Raw genomic sequence first — 19632 nt, 5'->3', positions numbered from 1 at the left:
GCCCATCCTTACAGGCGGGTGGTCGACACTAGGGAAAGGGGACGTGCACGGTGACGCGTTCGCTCAGTTGCTCGTTGATCAGCCACAACTCGTGGGTCGCCGGCCAGTAGGACAGGTTCTCGGTGTTCTTCGGGGCCTTGGTCCAGACCGTTGTCGAGTCGCCGCCGACGCCGCGATGCAGGCAGCTCGGGTAGTCGATGCCGTCGCCGATGTTCCCGGCGTACTCCGGACAGACGCCGGAGACCACGAACGTGTTGTTGTCCGAGACCGCGCCCTGCATGCCCCACACCGGCGAGGCGTACGCGTCGACGGCCTGTACGACGCCGTCCGCGCCGGCACGCGGTAGTCCGGTCGACTCGTCGAGCGGCCAGCGCACGATCCGGCCGCCGCCGCGTTCGGTGTGCTCTGCTGCCACGAACGAGCCGGTGCCGCCGTGGTCGATGCCGAGCGAGGCGAAGCACGGCTTGGTCCCGGTGGTGTTCGCGCAGCCGCCGCCGGCGTACCAGTACGCCCCGACCTGTGGCAGGGCGAACGCGTGCCACAGCGCGTGGTACTTGCCGTCGGCCCCTAATCCGACCTCGCCGGTGCTGGTGTCGGTCGCCCAGATGTGCCGCAGGTCGAACACCCGCAGGACGGATCCGCTGGTCGCGACGATGAGCAGGTTGCCGGACCAGAACAGACCGTGCCCGTGGCCGGCGATCGCCTGGAAGTTGCCGTCCGCGGTCGGCTCCACGAGCAGCACATGCCGGTACTTGTTCGTCGCCACGTCGAGGAACGACACCCGGATCGCGGTGTCGTTGGCGTTGTGCCAGTCCGCGACGACGACCCGCCGCGCGCCACCGGCCGGCTGCGCGTCGCCCGAGCCGCTGACGCCCTGCGGGATCCAGACGTTCTCGGCGTCGTCCTCGCCGTCCTGCCAGCAGAACCCCTGCGGGTTGAGCGCGGCGTTCAGGTACGTCCCATGGCACAAGGCCCGACCGGTCCGGTTGGACGCGGCGAGGACCTCGCTGACCCCGACCGGCGGCAGCTTCTTCTCCAGCTGCGCGACCCGTTGCCCGTACGTCGCGAAGGTGTCGCCGGACACCAGCTGGAAGCCGCTCGCGTCGATCCGCGGGAACGCCGCCGCGGCCCGGGCCGGTGCCGGGACGAGCACCCCGATCAGCAGCAAGGCGGTGAAGAACAAACGACTGATCCGCATACCTTCGATAGTGATTGACGTACTGCGGTGCCGTACTACCGCACGGCGTGGCGGCGCATCAGAACCGCGGTGGCGGCGAAGAGCAGTGCGCAGGCGGTGAAGGCGAGCGGGACGGTGCTGACCGCGGCGACCGCCGAGATCGCGAGACCGCAGGCGATCTCGCCGAAGTACTCGAGCTGAGCCAGGAACGAGTGCATGGTCGCGCGGACGTCGGTGGTCGTCCGCGCGTTCACCCAGATCGTGCTGATCACCCGAGTGAGGGGCGTGACGATCCCGTTCATGAGGACGACCCCGATCGCGCCGACGGCCGCGGTCGGCGCGAAGCCGAGCAGCAGCATGCTCAGGACGCCGACGAGTGCCGCAAGCGCGTAGTCGGTCGCGGCGTGGGTGCCGTTGATCCGCCGGGTCGCGAGTCGCAGTACGACGGCGCCGAGCACCAGTCCGGCGACGCCGAGCGCCGTGAACCAGACGATCGGATCCGGCGCAGTCGGCAGCCCGAGGTCGAACAGCTGCTTCTGGGTCAGGCGTCCGGCCGCGTCCGAGGCGCCGTTCACCAGGAAGGTCGCGGCGAAGGTCAGCAGGATCGCGCGGTTGCGGCGGACCAGCGTGACCCCACGGCGGAAGGTGTTCCAGGACGCGGCCCAGCGACGGGTACGGGTCGGGACGAAGTTGTGCTCAGTGAACCGGAGCGCGATGTAGACCGCGAGCGCCATCATCGCGACGCCGGCGATCACGATCGTCACGTCCCGCCGGGTGCTCCAGGCGGTCAGGCCGAGGGCGACGAGACCGGTCGCGGCACCGGTGAGCTGCGCCCGGGCGGCGCGCGCGAGGACCAGGTTGACGGTTCCCGGATCGTCCAGTTCGTCGGTGATCAGCGCGACGTCCGACCCGCTCGCGAACGTCCACGAGATGCCCCACAGCACCTGCGTGGCAAGGAGCGCCGGGAACGACGTGAACAGGCCCGTCGCGAGCATCGCCGTACCCATCAGCAGTTGCGAGATGACCAGCGACCACTTGCGGCTGATGGTGTCCGCGACGACGCCGGCCGGTACTTCGAAGACCAGCGCGAACGCGCCTTGCACCGAGCCGATCAGCACGAGCTCGGCGGGGGTCAGGCCGGCGTCGACGACCAGGTAGACGCTGGTGACCAGCCACCACCCGTTGTGCATGACGGCCCGCATCCAGGTCCACCGGATGAATGTCGTCACCATGCGAGCACTGTGCCGAGGCGGGGGGAGGGCGTCGACCGATTTAGTTCACGGCTTCAACGTGAGTTGCTTCATACTCTTCGCAATTATCAGCAGATCGCGATAATTTGGAAAGAACGAACGTTCGGTTTGAGCTGGGGGCGGGATGGCGCAGGTGACGCTGGAGCGGGTGGGGCAACCGGAACTTCCACGGCTGGGCAGACGTCGCGGCTTCTGGCGGATCGTCCGGGAGACCGCCTTGCTCGCGGCACTGTTCGGCGTCTACAACCTCGGCCGGTTCCTGTCCGCCGAGCACGCCGGCGCCGCGTTCAAGCACGCGAACGAGCTGATCCGCTGGGAGGCCTGGCTGGGCCTGCCGAGCGAGGCGTCGCTGCAGCAGCACCTGCTGCAGGTCGACGGCCTCGCCCGGGTGGCCAACCTCTTCTACGCGGGCGTGCACTTCCCGCTGACGGCGGTCGTCCTGCTCTGGTTGATGATCCGCCGCCCGGCGCAGTACGGGAAGGCGCGCTGGGCGCTGGCCGCACTGACCGGGCTGGCGTTGATCGGGCACATGTTCTTCCCGCTGGCCCCGCCGCGGATGATGCCGGGCTGGGTGGACACGGGCGTACTGCTCGGTCAGTCGGTGTACGGACCGACCACGGACTCCGGCATCGCGAACCAGTTCGCTGCGATGCCGAGCCTGCATGTGGGTTGGGCGTTGATGGTCGCGGTGTTCATGATCCGCGCGACCCGGTCACGGCTGCGCTGGCTGTGGATCGCCCATCCGGTGCTGACGTTCACGGTCGTCGTGGTCACCGCGAACCACTACTGGCTGGACGGCATCGTCGCGATCGCGCTCGCCGTACCGTTGCTCTTGATCTTCGACAGCTCCTCGTCCGCGCCGACCAGGTACGGCGCACGGTCGACCACGGACAGCGCGGTCGCGGTGCCGATGTCGAACCAGAGGCCGATCAGTTCGAGGCGGCCCTGCTCCTCGGCGCGGCGGACCGACGGGAAGGTCCGCAGGTTCTCCAGCTGCCGCAGGACGTTCGCGACCGACAGCTTGTCCGCGGCCGGCAACGTCGCGCCGGTCGCCGGGTCGAGCACGTCCGGAAGTCCGACCGCGCGCCGGATCGACGGTTCCAGATGCCGCAACCAGCTCTCCAGCCCGGACCCTTCCGGTACGTCGGCCGCGAGCGCGGCGGCGGCCGCGCCGCAGCAGGAGTGACCGCAGACCACGATCGACCGGACGCCGAGGACGTCGACGGCGTACTCGATCGCGGCGTCCACCGAGCTGCTGTTCGACCCCTTCGGCGGCACCAGGTTCCCGATGTTCCGCACGCAGAACTGGTCGCCGGGGCCGCTGGTGGTGATCATCGTCGGCACGATCCGTGAGTCCGCGCAGGTGATGAACAGGTGCGCCGGCTGCTGCCCCTCGGCGGCGAGCTTCGCGAGCAAGGACTTCAGCGGTACGTCGTCGAGCGGTTCGGCGACGCCGCCGCGATGGACCTCGACCGAGCCGCCGCGCGCGATGTGCCCGCGCCGCCAGTCCTCGATCGCCTCGGACGCGGCGTGGTCGAGATGGTCAACGGTCAACTCGACCCGGACCGCGGCGCCGGTCGGGATCGCCCGCAACGTCCGGACCAGCGACGCGACGCCGAGGAACACCAGCGCGCCGCGGACCCGCACCGTCCAGAGACCGTCGGTTTCGGTCGCGGTCACGGTGGCCCGCGCCAGGCGGTACAGCACCCGGACGAGGGCGAGCACCAGGCCGAGCAGGACGCCTTCGGCCAGTCCCAGTACGCCGACGCCGACGGCGGTCACGACGTACACGAGGAGCTCGTCGTGGCGGCGGAGTGTGCGGATGTGGGCGAGCTGCACCAGGCGGAGGCCGGTGACCAGCAGTACGCCGGCCAGCGCGGCCATCGGGATGAGTTCGAGCATCGCGCCCGCGGCGAGGACGAACGCGGCGATCCACAGACCGTGCATGATCGCCGACGCGCGGGTCCGGGCCCCGGCCGCGACGTTGGTGGAGGAGCGCACGATGACGCCGGTGACGGGCATCCCACCGAGCGCGCCGGACACCGCGTTCGCCGCGCCCTGGCCGATCAGTTCGCGGTCGAGGTTGCTCCGGGTACCGCGGTGAAGCTTGTCGACGGCAACGGCCGAGAGCAACGACTCGACGCTCGCGACCAGCGCGACCGTGAGGACGGCGGTGCCGATCTCGAGCGCCGTACCCTGCGGCATCCGCGGCAGGATCAGGCTCTGCAACGGGTTGTCCGGCAAGTCGACGCGGGTGACGTCCGGCATCATCACCGCGGCCAGCGCGGTGACCGCGACCACGGCGACCAGCGGTGCCGGAATCGCCTTCAGTTTGGGGACTTTCGGCCACGCGAGCACGATCACGACCGTGAGTACGCCGACCGCGACCGAGTGGCCGTGATGGGTGATCAGCTGCGCGGGCAGTTCGGTGATGTTGGCGACCAGCGAGCTCTGCGCCTTGCCGCCGAGGACGACGTGCAGCTGCTGGAAGGCGATCGTGACGCCGATCCCGGCGAGCATGCCGTGCACGACGGCGGGGGACAGCGAGAGCGCGAGCCGGCCGATCCGGGTGATGCCGAGCAGGATCTGCAACAGGCCGGCGGCGCAGGTGATGGCGGCGGTCGCGGCCCAGCCGAACTGCTGGACGAGCTCCGCGACGACGACGGTGAGGCCGGCGGCCGGGCCGCTGACCTGGAGCGGGGAGCCGCCGAGTGCTCCGGCGACGACGCCGCCGATGACGGCGGCCACCAGGCCGGCGATCAGCGGGGCGCCGGACGCGGCGGCGATCCCGAGGGAGAGGGGGACGGCGATCAGGAAGACGACCAGTGAAGCGGGTACGTCGTGGTGCAGAAAGTCCTTCCAGGGCAGGCGTTCGCGGGCACTGGGAGGGGAATGGGAAGTGGTCGGCACGAGGGAATCCTCCGGCGTCGGTGCGGTGGGCATCAGGCGTCGAAACTATGAGTGTCGATCTGGTCACTCATCGTACTGAGCCGTTCAAGGCCCGACCAGCGAATCTGCCGAATTTGTTGCCTTTGGCGCCGAAGATGACGATCCTTCAGCCGCGCGTAGACTCGCCGCCATGGAGCTGGAACTGACCGGGAAGACCGCCGTGGTCACCGGAGCGAGCAAGGGCATCGGGCTGGCGTGTGTCGAGGCGCTGGCGCGCGAAGGCGCCGACGTGATCGGCATCTCCCGCGACACCGGCAACCTGGCGAAGGCGCAGGAGGCGCTGGCCGCGAAGGGCCTGAGCTTCCGGGCCGAGGCGGTCGACCTGACCGACGCCGACGCGACCCGGGCGGCGTTCGAGCGGATCGGCGTACCGGACATCCTGATCAACTGCGCGGGGGCGGCCCGGCGGACGCCGGTCGACGAGCTGGACAGTACGGCGCTGCACGCGGCGATGGACGCGAAGTACTTCACGTACATGCATGCCACCGAGGCGGTGATCCGCGGGATGGCCGAGCGCGGCAGCGGCGCGGTCGTGAACGTGGTCGGCCAGGGCGGCCGGGCGGCGAACCCGCTGCACATCGGCGGCGGAGCGGCGAACGCGGCCCTGATGCTGGCGTCGGTCGGCTATGCGAAAGCCTATGCGGGCAAGGGCGTCCGGGTGAACGTGATCAACCCCGGTACGACGCGCACCGGCCGCGTCGACGAGGGCCTCGAGGCCGCCGTCCGCGCCACCGGCAAGCCGAAGGACGAGCTCCTCCAGGACCTGGTCCGCGACATCCCGATGGGCCGCGTCGGCGAGCCCGAGGAGGTCGCCGACGTCGCGGTGTTCCTGGCCTCTCCGCGGGCCAGCTACGTGACCGCGTCGATCATCACGATGGACGGCGCAACCACCGCCGGCATCTGACGGGGGTGCGGGGCCGGCCCTGGTGGTGCCGGCCCCGCAGCTTCAGACGGCCAGCCAGTCGATGTCGGCGATGTAGCCGTTCGGGTTGCTGACCTTGATCGAGTTGGAGCCCGCGGTCAGCTTCATCGGGAGGTAGGTGACCTGTGGTGTGCCCCAGTCGTTGTCGCCGAGGCCGCTGTAGTTCACCCAGTAGTTGTCGGCGCCGTTGACCGTGAGCATGCTCTGGCGGCTGGTGTCGCCGTCGGTGTAGGCGATCTTGACCAGGTACGTCCCGGTCTTCGGCACGGTGATGCCGTTCAGCGTGACCGTCGACCCGTACCCGATGTTGCCGATCTTCGCGCCGCCCGAGCAGAGCGTGCAGCCCGAGACACTCGCGTCGCCGGTGCGGGTGCTGGTCGGTGCCTCCGCCTCGTACCGCACCGGTCCGCCGGCCGCAGAGGTGAGCATCGTCAGCGGCGCACCGGCCCTGGAACTGTTGCTCTGCACAGTGAATGTGTACTGCGTCTGCGGTGACAGACCACGCACCACCGCACTGGTGCCGGAGCCGACGGCAACCTGCTTGCCGTTGGCAAACACCTTGTACGACGACGCGCCCGGGGCAGGCCGCCAGTTCAGCGACACCGTCGTACTACTCACGTCCGTCGCGGTCAGGTTGGCCGGGACCTGACCGCCGTTCGGCCTGATCTTGTAGAGCTTCGAGCCGTGCGCGGGCAACTGAGCGCTGACTGCGCCGGACACGTTCGGCGTGTTCCGATCTGCCCAGATGTCGCGCACCATCGCCTTGCCGTCGATGCCGAGCTGGGCGAAGTCGCCGGTCACGGTGGCGGGGGAGTCGGCCAGGTTGAAGAGCGCGACCGTCGTACTGCCGTCGGGGTTCTGGGCGTACCAGACCTGCTGCAGCTGGTTCTGGTTCAGCGGGCGGGCCGGGGTGCCGGACTGGTCGATCGCGATCACTTCGCGGTTCGTCAGCAGCTTCAGGCCGTAGTCGTCGAGCTTGGTCAGGTCGTCACCGGCGAACAGCGGCGCCGCGTTGATCGCCCAGAACGTCATGTACGAATGGCGTTCCGCGTCGGTCAGGCCGTCCATCGCGCCGACGCCGACGTTCAGCGCGTCGAGGTTGTTCCAGTGCCCAGGGCCGGCGTCGTCGATCCACTGCGTGACGTCCCACCAGCGTTGCTTCACCGAGCTGTCCCACTTGACGATCGTGTCGCAGTAGCACTCGACGTCGGTGTCGATCCGCCAGCCGTTCGAGTTCGCCTTCCAGACGTCGGCGTACCGGTGGCTGAGCGACCAGGACAGTGTGTACTGCATCGGCCGGCCCGCGTTCTGGACCGCGCGCCACCAGGCCTCGACGTCCGCGGTGTTGTTGTGGTTCGGGTCGTCCGGGGCGCCCTTCCACGAGCCCGGTCCGACGCCGTCCATCTTGATGAAGTCGACGCCCCAGGACGCGAACAGCTTCGCGATCGAGTCGGCGTACTTCTGCGCGCACGGGCTCGCGTAGTCGATCTTGTACGCCGCGTCCCAGCCGTTGGTCTTCCGCAGGTCCGGGTAGACGATGTCGCGGGTGAAGCAGCCGGGCGCGTCGTGGATCGGGGTGTTGCCGTCGCGGTACACGTCGGTGCCGAGCCCGACGACGGTGTAGATACCGAACTTCAGGCCGAGCTTGTGCAGGTCGTCGCCGATCGCCTTCATCCCACGCGGAAGCGCTTGACGTTCGCAACCGGGCGGCCGTACTCGTCGCCGCCGTCCTGCCAGCCGGCGTCGACGTTCAGGTACTCGTAGCCGTACGGCTTGAGCTTGGTGGCCAGGGCGTGCGCCTGGGTGAGGATGTTCTTCTCGCTGATGAAGCTGCCCGGGCCGTCGGGGTTCACGCCGGGGTAGTTGGTGGACTGCAGGCTCCAGCTGCTCCAGCCCATGTAGGGCTTGGCGGCGAGCTGTGGTGGTTGTTCCGGGGACGCGTCTGCCGGGGCGGCCGCGGCTGTCACCAGGGCAAGAGCGGCCAGCAGAAGCGAAGTACGACGTCTCACATGCATAGGAGCGTCCTCCGTTGGGCGGAGCGAGCGGACCCTGACGAGCCTAGGGCGGCTTAATTTACACAGTCAAGTATTCAGGCGGGGTGACTTCCTGTGACACGACTGCCATCGAACCTTGATCAACTTCGGGACCCCGCCAGGTCGTCGTACCAGCAGCAGGCCGGCTCGTGAGGATGCCGGCCGGATGCACGAGGGGGTTCCATCATCGTGAACGGAAGAAGACTCGGCCGGACGGCGATCGCCGCGGCCGGGGCAGCCGGACTGGTCGCACTCGCCGCGGCCGGCGCGTCGGCGTCGCCCGCGGCAGCTCATCCGGCGCTGAAGCTGGTTGCCGGGAGCATCGACGTGACGCTGGACAACTCGCCGGACTACGGCGTCGACCTGGACCTCGGGACGCACATGGTGGCCGGCAACGCGCCGGTCGAGGTCCGGGCCACCCGGGCGAACTACGCGTCACCGGTGGTCGCGACGCAGTACGTGAACGGCAAGCCGGCGAGGCAGTTGCCGAAGGGGCTGGTCACGGACTTCTCCGGGCTGGGGAAGTTCCTGCACGTCGCGATCACCGATGCCAAGGGCAAGAAGGTGTTCGACAAGGACCAGACCGTCTGCCTGAACGGCGACGGCTCCCGGACCCGGCCGGACGCGCCCGCGACCTCGCCGTACCCGGACGGCTGTACGGCGAACGCCTTCACCCAGGGCGCTGTCTGGGGGTTGCAGACCGGTTGGTCGGAGCACAACTACAACCCGGACACCGGTCCGGTACAGCTTGCCGTCGGCAAGTACACGGCGATTGTCTCGGTGAACAAGGCGTATCGGGACTTCTTCAGGATCCCGGCCGGTGACGCGTCGGTGAAGCTGAACCTGACGATCCAGAAGGCGCAGGACTGCCTCCGCGGCTGCTTCGGGCCGAAGCTGGTCAAGGCCAAGTCCGTTGCGCCGACGCCGAACGCGGCCCGTCCGACCGGGAAGGCGAGCGTGCCGAACGGCCCGAAGCCGGACCTGCGGCCGGTGCCGGCCTGGGGGATCGAGGCCGCGCCGGGCGACGAGGGGACGCCGGACGCGAACAAGGACTTCCTGCAGTTCTCGGCGACCGTGTGGAACGCGGGCCCGTCGCCGCTGGTGCTGGACGGTTTCCGTCGCCAGGGCAAGGATCTGATGGACGCGTACCAGTACTTCTACGATGCCCACGGCAAGCAGGTCGGGTATCACACCACCGGCACGCTCGAGTGGGACGGCCGTCCGGGACACAACCACTGGCACTTCACCGACTTCGCGCGGTACAGCCTGCTGAACGCGAAGCAGACCGAGGTCGTGCGCAGCCAGAAGGAGGCGTTCTGCCTGGCCGCGACCGACGCCATCGACTACACGGTGAAGAACGCGAACTGGCACCCGCAGAACACCGACCTGCACACCGCTTGCGGCGACCACAGTTCGCTGTCGGTGCGTGAGGTTCTGGACGTCGGCAACGGCGACACGTACGTGCAGACGCTGCCCGGCCAGTCCTTCGACATCACCAACCTGCCGAACGGCACGTACTACATCCAGGTCGCTGCCAACCCGGAGCACCGGCTGTACGAGTCCAGCACCACCAACAACGTTGCCCTGCGCAAGGTCATCATCGGCGGCACGTTGCACCACCGCACCGTCAAGGTGCCCCCGGTCGGCGTCATCAACATCCCCTGATGCCGCCGGCGCCGGCCCGCCCGCCGGCGTCCTCGCGCCCCCGGCCCTGATCCAGCCGGGGGCGCGAGCCTTCTCAGCTTGTTCCAAGCAACCCGCCTCTATCTTCGAAACGACAAGAGGAGGGCCGATGCGCCGAGGTTTCGTCGCTGTCGTCGGGTCGTTGTCGTTGATTGTGCTGGCGGGGTGTTCGGGCACACCCATGCATTCCGCGGGCACCTCGATCCAGGCGCAGCCCGTGAAGACCAGAACCACTCCCGTGAACTGGGTCATCAAGGATCATCAGCTCGCCGGTCCGGCCGACCTCGCCGGCTACACGGACCACACCAGCGTCCGCAGCGGCGAGCCGTTCAAGCTCTACGTCTCCTCGTCCGACGGCAACTTCACCGTCGACGCGTTCCGCCTCGGCTGGTACGGCGGATCGGGTGCGCGCCTGGTCTGGACGTCCGCGCCGGTCGCGGGCGTCAAGCAGGCCGCGCCGACCCTCACCCGGCTCCGGATGGTGACGACGAACTGGCGGCCGTCCCTCACGGTCCCGACCACCGGCTGGCTGCCGGGCGCGTACGTGCTGCTGCTGCGCGCCGCGAACGGCAAGGAGAAGTACGTCCCGATGGTGGTGCGTTCGGACTCGGCCCGCGACGCGGTGCTGATCGTGGACGCGGTCAACACCGAGGAGGCGTACAACGCGTGGGGCGGCTACTCGCTCTACCACGGGCCGCACGAGCAGCACGCCACCCGTTCGCTCGAGGTGACGTTCGACCGGCCGTACGACCTGAACGGCGCGCGCGGCTTGCTCGACTACTCAGCGCCGGTCATCCAGGAGGCGGAGCAGAGCGGCGTACGGCTGGCGTACGCGACGAGTGCGGACCTGGAGGCCGATCCGGGGCTGCTGGCCGGCGCTCGCGGGATCGTGTTCGGCGGGCACGACGAGTACTGGTCGCTCGGGATGCGCGCGGCGGTGACGAGGGCGCGCGACCACGGGACCAACCTGGCGTTCCTCGGCGCGAACTCGGTGTTCTGGCGGGTGCGGTACACAGCGAGCCGGCTTGGGCCGCGGCGGGTGATGATCGGGTACAAGGACGCCACCCTCGACCCGCTGAAGAACCAGCCGGACACCACGGTGCGCTGGCGGAGTGACCCGTATCCGGACCCGGAGAACAGCCTGACCGGCATGCTGTACGAGTGCTTCCCGGCGGTCGGCGCGTTCACCGTCCGGGACCCGGGCTTCTTCCTGTACGCCGGAACCGGCGCCCGGGCGGGGACGCGGTATCCGGGGCTGATCGGTGACGAGGCGGACCGCGCGTACCCGATCGCCGGAACGCCGAAGAACCTGCAGGTGGTCGCGCACTCGCCGACGACGTGCGGGCCGAAGCGGACGTACTCCGACGCGACGTACTACACGGTGCCGTCCGGGGCCGGGGTGTTCGACACCGGGTCGATCGAGTGGGTCCGGGCGCTGGCGGGACCGGATGCGAAGGCCGGCGTCGGGCCGGCAGCGGTAGCGTTTGCCAGAGCCGTGACACTGAACGTGTTCCGATCGTTGGCAGTGGGACCGTTGGGGCGGAAACATCCCGCGCACGCGGACTTCGCGCGGCTGCACGAGTCGCCGTTGACGACGAGCGGGACGGGCGGGCCGATCGGGAAGCCCACTCCGGCGAAACAGCTACAGACAAAGGCGTAAAGGGGAAGCGGTGCGACGCGGGTTGGTGTTTGCTACGGCGGTGCTGTTGCTGGCCGCCGGGTGTAAATCGTCCCCGCCCGCGGCGCACCAGGCACCGGTCACGAGCAGCAGTCCGTCGGCTGCGGCGAGTGTTCCGGCCAAGGCGACCGTCGTCGCGGAGAACTCGAAGCCGGGGACGACGGCCTGGAAGATCGACACCAGCCGGATCGCCGGGCCGATGGACCTGGCCGGGTACGCCGATCACGTGAGTGTGCACAGCGGCGAGCCGTTCAAGCTCTTCGTGACGTCGACGGACGGCGCGTTCACAGTGCGCGCCTTCCGGATCGGCTGGTACGGCGGGACCGGCGGGCGGCTGGTGTGGACCTCGCCGTCCGTCCCGGGCCGCGCGCAGCCGGCGCCGACGATCCGTCCGGCGGACCACATGGTCAGCACGAACTGGACGCCGTCGTTGACCGTCCCCACGACCGGGTGGCCGGCCGGTGCGTACCTGCTGCTGATGACGGCGGCGAACGGCAAGCAGAAGTACGTGCCGATCACGGTCCGCTCGGAGTCGACGCGGGGTGCGGTCGCGATCGTCGACGCGGTGAACACGTACCAGGCGTACAACCAGTGGGGCGGGTACTCGCTCTACAACGGGCCGGACAACTCGTTCGGGTCCCGCGCGCACCGGGTCTCGTTCAACCGCCCGTACGACGGGAACGGCGCAAAGACGCTGGTGCAGTCGGAGCTGCCGCTGATCCAGCTGGCGGAGCAGAGCGGCGTACCGCTCGCGTACCTGACCAGTGTCGACGTGGCGACCGACCCGAACGCGCTCGCCGGGGCGCGCGGGATGGTGTCGCTCGGGCACGACGAGTACTGGACGCTGGCGATGCGGGATGCGGTCACGAAGGCGCGGGACGCCGGGACGAACGTCGCGTTCCTCGGGGCGAACGCCGTCTACTGGCGGGTGCGGTACGAGAGCGGGAACCGGGTGCTCGTCGGGTACAAGGACGCGAGCCTGGATCCGTTGAAGAACAACGCCCAGACCACCGCGAAGTGGCGGAGCAAGCCGGATCCGCGGCCGGAGAACTCGCTGACCGGGATGCTGTACGAGTGCTTCCCGGCGGTCGGGTCGTTCACCGTGCGCGATCCCGGGTTCTTCCTGTTCGCGGGGACCCGCGCGGCGAAGGGGACGACGTACCCCGGGCTGGTCGCGACCGAGGTGGACCGCGCGTACCCGATCCCCGGGACGCCGAAGAACCTGCAGGTGGTAGCGCATTCGCCGATCACGTGCGGGCCGTCGATCCGCACGTTCTCGGACGCGACGTACTACACGATGCCGTCCGGGGCCGGGGTGTTCGACACCGGCTCGATGAACTGGGTGCCGTCGCTGCACGGGCCCAACTCCAAGCACTCGCTGACGATGCGCGAGGTCACCTTCGCCCGCACCGTGACCGTCAACCTGCTCCGCGGTATGGCGGCCGGCCCGCTCGGGCGGACCCACCCGGCCGTCGGCGATCTGGCGACGCTCGGTGCGTCGGCCTCGACCTCCACTGGGTCTGGCGGGACCGTCGGCTGACCTTTCGACCACGGTGTGAGCTCTTGACCGCGGTGCGGGTGATGCCTACCTTCGAAGCACCCGGTGCGGGAAATCGATTTCTCCCGCCCTGACCCGCACCGGGTTCCAGGAGGCCCGGCATGCGAAAGATCGCGCTTGCTCTGTTACCGCTCAGCCTGGTCGCCGTACTGCCGGCGACCGCAACCACCACCGGCTCTCCGCCCGAGAGCACCTTCTTCTCCACGGTCGGAGTGGATGCCGGCGCGACCGTCGGCGCACCGGCGATCGGCGACGACAGGGACCACGGGGACCTGTGGCCGAACTGCTGGTCCGACGACGACAACGTATACGCGGCGTACGGCGACGGTGTCGGGTTCGGGTCCAGCGCGAGCGACATCGGCGTCACCAGGATCTCCGGGATGCCCGGGTCCTTGAGCGGTACGCAACTGGCCCAAGGCGACCAGCTCGGCAAGGTGTGGACCGCGAACCACACCCGCAAGCCGACCGGGATGGCCTGCGTCGGCGGCGCGCTCTATCTCGCCGTGCAGGACCTGGCGTTCGACTTCGACGACGCTCCCGCGGCGACGATCGCGAAGTCCACCGACAAGGGCCGGACCTGGACGTTCGACACCGGTGCGCCGATGTTCGGCGGATCGAAGTTCACGACGATCTTCTTCCTCGACTACGGCAAGAACTACGCGAACGCGCCGGACGGCTACGTGTACGCGTACGGGCTCGACAACAACTGGCGGGACTCGTTCTCGAACCGCGTCCCGGACCCGGTCGACCTGTGGCTCGCCCGCGTCCCGGCGACGAGCGTGCAGGACCGGTCGACGTGGCAGTTCTACGCCGGCACGTCCAACGGCGTACCGCAGTGGAGCTCGGACCTCAACGCCCGGGTCGCGGCGCTGCACGACGACCGGCACATCTACGGGAACGTCGGTACGGCGGGACGCGCGCGGGACATGACGACGATCAGCCAGGGCGGCGTCGTGTACGACAAGCCGCTGAACCGGTACATCTACACGTCCTGGACGGAGTACACGTTCGAGTTCTACGAGTCGCCGACGCCGTGGGGGCCGTGGACGCACTTCACCCCGAAGGACTTCGGCGGGTATCCGTGGACGCACGCCAAGCACGGCGGCTACGCGACCACGATCCCGTCGAAGTACATCAGCGCCGACGGTCGCAGCATGTGGTTGCAGTCCAACGTCTGCACCTGCGGCGGCGGGCTCAACGACCGGTGGGCGTACACGTTCTCGCTCCGCAAGCTGTCGCTCACGCCGTCCGTGCCGACGACGCCCGACAACACACTCGACGGTACGCGGAACCTCGCACGCGAGGCGGGGACCGTACCGATCGAACGGGCGACGCACTTCGGGCAGTCGACGTACAACGACGGCGTCCGGGCACAGAACGAGGACGACTGGAACGACGAACGCAAACCGCTCAGCTGGTGGGGCTATACCTGGCCGCGGACGTACAACCTGAACAAGGTCGTCTACACCACCGGGACGATGTTCGGCGACGGCGGCTGGTTCGCGTCCGCGCCGAAGGTGCAGGTCCGGCGGAACGGCGTGTGGACGGACGTGACCGGGCAGACCGCGACCCCGGCGTACCCGACGAGCTCGGCGGCCGGGACGAACGCGACGTACGTGTTCAGCTTCGACCTGACCTCGGGCGACGGCGTGCGGATCATCGGTACGCCGGGTGGCACCCAGACCTTCACGTCGATCGGTGAACTGGAGGCGTACTACGGCTCTGCCGTCACGGACCCGAGCTTCGAGGCACAACCGGGTACGACGGTCGGCGCGCCGTGGGAGACCGAGGGGACCGGGACGAAGGGCATCGACCACGACAAGGGCGCGTGGGCGCAGCAGGGCCGGAACAATGCGTGGATCAACGCGTCCGACGCGACCTGGAACGCCTTCAAACAAACGGTTCCGGTGAAGCCGAACACCAACTACCGGCTGACCGGCTGGGTGGAGGGCTCGGGGAACTTCACCGGCGGGTACTTCGGCATCCGCTCCGGCAGCACGCCGTACGCCGAGACCAACTACTCGGCCCCGCCCGGCTACAAACAGCTGACCGTCACCTTCAACTCCGGCACCAACACCGTGATGACGGTCTTCGCCGGCTACTGGGGCGCCGACGCACCCACCTGGCTTCGCCTCGACAACATCTCCCTACAACCAGCCTGAGGCGGAGCAGAGCCTGTGGAAGGCAGCTGCTCCGCTCCGCCTCAGGAGCTCGGTGACACCACGGCGCGCCGACGCACCGTCTCCACCGCGCCGTCTCCGCCGCGCCGTGTCCGCCGCGCCGTCTCCGCCGCGCCGTGTCGGGGCTTCTATTTCATCCGCCGCGACGTCGCCCGCAGGGGGCGGCGGCGCGGCGTTCTCTAGTGGTGTTGTGGACGGCGGCGGGTGCGTGCTGGGCGGAGGTGCGAATCCATCCGGGCGTGCTGCCTCCGCCCGAGAGCGAACGGGCGTGATGTGCGCGGCAGCGGCGTGCTCGTCGGCGCCGACAGCTGGATCGTGGTCTGCTGGAGGTTGAGACGGAGCGGCATCTGGTGCCACGGCGAGCGGGTCCGGACCAGCACCAGGCGGAACTGCCCGTCACGCCGCAGCCGGAGGCCGATCGCGACCGTGGCGACCGCCGGGACCAGACCGGCGAGCAGCAGCGCCGACCGCGCCCCGAAGTGCTGGGCGAGGAACCCGACCATCGGCCCGCCGATCGCGCCGCCGCCGATGAACACCAGGTTGTAGATCCCGGAGACCCGCCCGCGCAAACCGTCCGGCGTGGTCAGCTGCACCATCGACTGCGCCGCGGTCAGGAACATCAGCGTCGCCATCCCCATCGACGCGAGCACCGGGATGAACGTCCACAGCGACGGCTGGATCGCCGCCAGTACCTCGGTGACCGTCAGCAGGCAGGCGATGCCGATCAGGTTCCGCAGCCGGGTCGGCCGTACCCGCCGCGCCGACAGCAGTGCTCCGGCGAGCGCCCCGAACGCGACCACCGAGTTCAGTACGCCGTACCCCGACGCGCCCGTGTGGAAGACCCGGTCGGCGAACGCGGTCAGCGTCACCGGCAGGCTGATCGTGAACATGCCGTAGATCCCGGCCAGCGCGATCGCCCAGCGGACGGCCGGCTCGTGGAACGCGTACCGGACGCCGTCCCGCAGCCCGTCCCGGATCCGCATCCCGGCGCTCGCCTTGCGCGCCGCGTGGAACCCGGGCATCTCGCTCTCCCGCATCCGGAGCAGTGCGCTGATCGAGGCGAAGAACGTCAGCCCGTTCAGCGCGAACGCCCACCCGGCCCCGATCGTGCCGAGCAGTACGCCGCCCAGCGCCGGGCCGATCAGGCTGCCGAGCTGGAACGTCGACGACACCATGCTGATCGCGTTCCGCACGGTGTCGCGCGGGACGAGCTCGGTGACGAACGACTGCCTCGTAGGATTGTCGACAGCGGTCGCGAGACCGAGCACGAACGCCATCGTGTAGACGTGCCACACCTGGACGCTGCCGGTGAAGGCGGTCAGCGCGAGGATGCCGGCACAGGATCCCATCGTGATCTGCGTGACCAGCAGGATCTTCCGCTTCGGGAAGCGATCCGCGATCACCCCGCCGAACAGGCCGAGGGCCAGCGTGGGGAGGAACTGCAGCGCGGTCGTGATGCCGACCGCGGTGGCGCTGCCGGTGAGCGTGAGCACCAGCCAGTCCTGGGCGATGCGCTGGATCCAGCCGCCGGTGGAGCTGACCAGCAGGCCGCTGACCAGGAGGCGGAAGTTGCGGACCCGCAGCGCGCTGAAGGTGTCCTTGAAGCCGGGCCGGCGCGTCTGCGTCTCCCGGAGCTGGGTCGATTCGGCGGGGCGGTGGAGATGGAAGTCGGTGGACGGGACAGTACCGGTGGCCCGGGTGGTCAAGAGCGATCCCTACGCGATTGGACTGGTCAGGGGAGGACCCCTCCATCCTCAGGGGTGGACGCTGGATTCCGCAGCCGAATTACTCCTATTAGTCTTATTGCGTGACGTAATGGGAGGTGGATCGATGTACGACCCGGACCAGCTCCGGACGTTCCTGGCCGTGGCCCAGTCGCTCAGCTTCACGCAGGCGGCCGAGCGGCTGGGCATCCGGCAGCCGACGGTCAGCCAGCACGTACGCAAACTCGAGACGGCGGTCGGGCGTCCGCTGTTCGTCCGTGACACCCGCACTGTCACGCTGACCGCGGACGGCGAGGCGATGGCCGGTTTCGCCCGTACCATCCTGGCCGCCCACGAGGAGGCCGCCGGGTACTTCACCGGCTCCGAGCTGCGCGGCCGGCTGCGGTTCGGCGTCACCGACGACCTGGCGCTGACGCCGCTGCCGAAGATCCTCCGCGACTTCCGCCAGCTGTACCCGCGGATCGACCTGGAGCTGACCGTCGCGCAGAGCCCGAACCTGCTCCGCCGGGTCGAGTCCGGGCACCTCGACCTCGCCTACGTGAAGCACGGCGGCGGCGGGTACGAGCCGAACGGCCGGCTGGTCCGCCGGGACTCGCTGGTCTGGGGCGGCATCTCCGGCACCCGGATCGCGCCGGACGGCCCGGTGCCGCTGGTCACGTACCAGGCGCCGTCGCTGAGCCGCTCGCTCGGCGTCCAGGCGATCGAGCAGGCCGGCCGGACCTGCCGGATCACCTGCATCGTCCGTGGCGTGAACGGCGTACTCGCCGCGGTCCGGGCCGGCCTCGGAATCGCGATCTTCGCCCGCTCCCTCATGCCCGCCGACCTGGTCGAACCACCCCCGAGCGCCGGCCTCCCCGAACTCCCCACCATCGACCTCGTCCTCATCACCAACCCCCGCGCCGCCAAGGAACCAGCCGAGGCCCTAACAGCCGCCATCCTCGGCAGCAACGCCCCCCTCAAGCCGGACGCGGGCTAACCGGCGCCACAGCTGGTGGTTGTGTGGCTGCTAGCCGGCCTGGGTGCAGGCGGTTTCGCCGTGGCATGTTTTCAGCGCTTTTAGTGCCTTGTGTAGCTGCGCCTTCCGGGCGGCCGGCAGCGCAGCTGCTGTGTTGTTGAGCTGGAGTGGGTCCTTTGAGCGGTCGTAGTACTCGACTGTGCCGTCCGCGTACTCGACGTACGTCGCCGTCGCCGTGCGCAGCGCTTCGTACGTCGTCGGGTTGCCGCTGCCCTTCTCCGGGTGATCGGGGTCCGTCGGATCGGTGTCCGGTCCGTGATGCTCGACGAGACTCGCCGTCCGCCACGTGCTCGGCGGTGTACTCCCGAACAGCGGCGTCAGCGACCGTCCGTCCACGTCCGCCGACGGCGTCAGCCCGGCCAGCGTCTCGAACGTCGGCGCGAGATCGACGTTCTGCACGGACTGCGACACCGTGCTGCCGGCCTTGATCCCGGGCCCAGCCATCACCAGCGGCACATGCACGTCGGTCTCGAACGCCGTCTGCTTACCCGCGGTCAGCCGATGCTCCCCGAGGTGGTACCCGTTGTCGGAGCTGAACACGATCACCGTGTTGTCCGCCGTACCGGCCTTCTCCAGCGTGTCGCGCAGTGACCCGACCATCCGGTCCACCGACTGGACGGCCTGCGCGCGCTTCCGGAACGCTTTGTCGAGCGCCTTCTGCTGCTTCGGCGTCAGCGCGGGGTGCTTGGCGAGCCACGGCGGCGCGTTCGCGGGCAGCTTGTCGTAAGACCCGTCCCGCGGCGCCTTCAGCGCGGGGAACTTGTTCTTGTCCTCCGGCGCCGGCGTGTACGGGCCGTGCGGCGCGAACGTCGCGATCTCCAGGAAGAACGGCTGCTTCGCGTTCTCGATCACCCCGCGGGCCTTCCCGGCGAGGACGTCGGTCAGGTAGTCGCTCGGCGCCTTCCCGTGCTTCTCGAGCTGGTGGTTCGCGTTCAGCGTGTAGTTGTACTCGTTGTACCCGTTGCCCGCGACGTACCAGTCGTTCCAGCCGGGCGGTACGTAGTTCTGCTGGCCGTCGACGGTGCCGTTCGGCTGGTAGCCGTTCAGGTACTTGCCCATCATCGCGGTGTGGTACCCGGCCTTCTGCAGCGCGGTCGCGAACGTCGAGTCCTCGTTCTGCCGCTGGTGGAACACCTTGAATCCGCCGTCCTTGCCGCCGTTGGTGAAGACGCCGGTGTCGTGCGGGAACTTCCCGGTGAAGATCGACGACCGCGACGGGCAGCAGAGCGAGTCGGTGACCGTGTAGTTGCTGAACGACGCGCCGTCCTTGGCCAGCTGCTGGACCTGCGGCATGTACTGCAGCAGGTTCATCGACAGGTCGTCGGTCAGCACGAACACGATGTTCGGGTGCGTCGGCTTGACGGCCGGCGTGGTCGGCTCGGCCGGTGTGGAGCAGCCGGCCAGCACCAGCACGAGTACGACGGCGATCATTCGTCGGAAGAGCATGTGTTTCACCGTAAGCA

The 19632-nt window shown here is 69.2% G+C and carries 13 protein-coding genes and 1 pseudogene; 7 read left to right on the top strand and 7 right to left on the bottom strand.

The window, feature by feature from the left end:
- Positions 1–28: 28 nt before the first annotated feature.
- Positions 29–1198, bottom strand: a complete 1170-nt coding sequence (locus tag ACXJJ3_RS08515) for a hypothetical protein (RefSeq protein ID WP_458169425.1) — start codon at positions 1196–1198, stop codon at positions 29–31.
- 35 nt (positions 1199–1233) lie between these two features.
- Positions 1234–2409, bottom strand: coding sequence for an MFS transporter (locus tag ACXJJ3_RS08510; RefSeq protein ID WP_458169424.1), 1176 nt, complete (start codon positions 2407–2409; stop codon positions 1234–1236).
- 142 nt (positions 2410–2551) lie between these two features.
- Here ACXJJ3_RS08510 and ACXJJ3_RS08505 point away from each other — a divergent pair.
- Positions 2552–3190, top strand: a pseudogene (locus ACXJJ3_RS08505) (phosphatase PAP2 family protein); the annotation flags it as partial.
- Positions 3191–3210: 20 nt separating this feature from the next.
- Here ACXJJ3_RS08505 and ACXJJ3_RS08500 read toward each other — a convergent pair.
- On the bottom strand, positions 3211–5337 hold the full coding sequence (locus ACXJJ3_RS08500; protein ID WP_458169423.1) for a bifunctional SulP family inorganic anion transporter/carbonic anhydrase: 2127 nt from the start codon (positions 5335–5337) through the stop codon (positions 3211–3213).
- Positions 5338–5506: 169 nt separating this feature from the next.
- On the opposite strand from ACXJJ3_RS08500, the gene ACXJJ3_RS08495 reads away from it, so the two are divergent.
- Positions 5507–6280, top strand: coding sequence for an SDR family NAD(P)-dependent oxidoreductase (locus ACXJJ3_RS08495; protein WP_458169422.1), 774 nt, complete (start codon positions 5507–5509; stop codon positions 6278–6280).
- Between the two features lie 42 nt (positions 6281–6322).
- Here the strand turns inward: ACXJJ3_RS08495 and ACXJJ3_RS08490 are convergent, their stop codons facing one another.
- Positions 6323–7972 carry a fibronectin type III domain-containing protein gene (locus ACXJJ3_RS08490; RefSeq protein WP_458169421.1) on the bottom strand — a complete coding sequence of 550 codons (1650 nt, stop codon included), beginning with the start codon at positions 7970–7972 and terminating at the stop codon, positions 6323–6325.
- Entirely contained in the window at positions 7969–8313 is a 345-nt protein-coding gene (locus ACXJJ3_RS08485; RefSeq protein ID WP_458169420.1) for a hypothetical protein, read from the bottom strand. The genes ACXJJ3_RS08490 and ACXJJ3_RS08485 overlap by 4 nt, the downstream gene beginning before the upstream one ends.
- 207 nt (positions 8314–8520) lie before the next feature.
- On the opposite strand from ACXJJ3_RS08485, the gene ACXJJ3_RS08480 reads away from it, so the two are divergent.
- The 4 genes from ACXJJ3_RS08480 to ACXJJ3_RS08465 all read left to right on the top strand — a co-directional run bounded on the left by ACXJJ3_RS08480 (position 8521) and on the right by ACXJJ3_RS08465 (position 15412).
- Complete coding sequence (locus tag ACXJJ3_RS08480; RefSeq protein ID WP_458169419.1) at positions 8521–9996, top strand: lysyl oxidase family protein; 1476 nt, start codon at positions 8521–8523, stop codon at positions 9994–9996.
- Between the two features lie 127 nt (positions 9997–10123).
- Positions 10124–11674 (top strand): N,N-dimethylformamidase beta subunit family domain-containing protein, encoded by a 1551-nt coding sequence (locus ACXJJ3_RS08475; RefSeq protein WP_458169418.1) that lies wholly within the window; start codon positions 10124–10126, stop codon positions 11672–11674.
- Positions 11675–11684: 10 nt separating this feature from the next.
- Positions 11685–13232, top strand: coding sequence for a N,N-dimethylformamidase beta subunit family domain-containing protein (locus ACXJJ3_RS08470; RefSeq protein ID WP_458169417.1), 1548 nt, complete (start codon positions 11685–11687; stop codon positions 13230–13232).
- Positions 13233–13351: 119 nt separating this feature from the next.
- A complete protein-coding gene (locus ACXJJ3_RS08465; RefSeq protein WP_458169416.1) occupies positions 13352–15412 on the top strand; it encodes a hypothetical protein in 2061 nt (686 codons plus the stop codon).
- 197 nt (positions 15413–15609) lie between these two features.
- Here the strand turns inward: ACXJJ3_RS08465 and ACXJJ3_RS08460 are convergent, their stop codons facing one another.
- Positions 15610–17136: an MFS transporter gene (locus ACXJJ3_RS08460; RefSeq protein ID WP_458169415.1), complete on the bottom strand. Its 1527-nt coding sequence runs from the start codon at positions 17134–17136 to the stop codon at positions 15610–15612.
- Positions 17137–17260: 124 nt separating this feature from the next.
- Between ACXJJ3_RS08460 and ACXJJ3_RS08455 the strand changes: the two genes are divergently transcribed.
- Positions 17261–18130: a LysR substrate-binding domain-containing protein gene (locus tag ACXJJ3_RS08455; protein ID WP_380197441.1), complete on the top strand. Its 870-nt coding sequence runs from the start codon at positions 17261–17263 to the stop codon at positions 18128–18130.
- A gap of 30 nt (positions 18131–18160) precedes the next feature.
- Here the strand turns inward: ACXJJ3_RS08455 and ACXJJ3_RS08450 are convergent, their stop codons facing one another.
- Complete coding sequence (locus ACXJJ3_RS08450; RefSeq protein ID WP_458169414.1) at positions 18161–19615, bottom strand: sulfatase family protein; 1455 nt, start codon at positions 19613–19615, stop codon at positions 18161–18163.
- Positions 19616–19632: the final 17 nt, after the last annotated feature.

This window comes from Kribbella sp. WER1 (assembly GCF_054189145.1).
The sequence above is the reverse complement of the archived record's forward strand: the minus strand, read 5'-3'. Positions and strand labels throughout refer to the sequence as shown.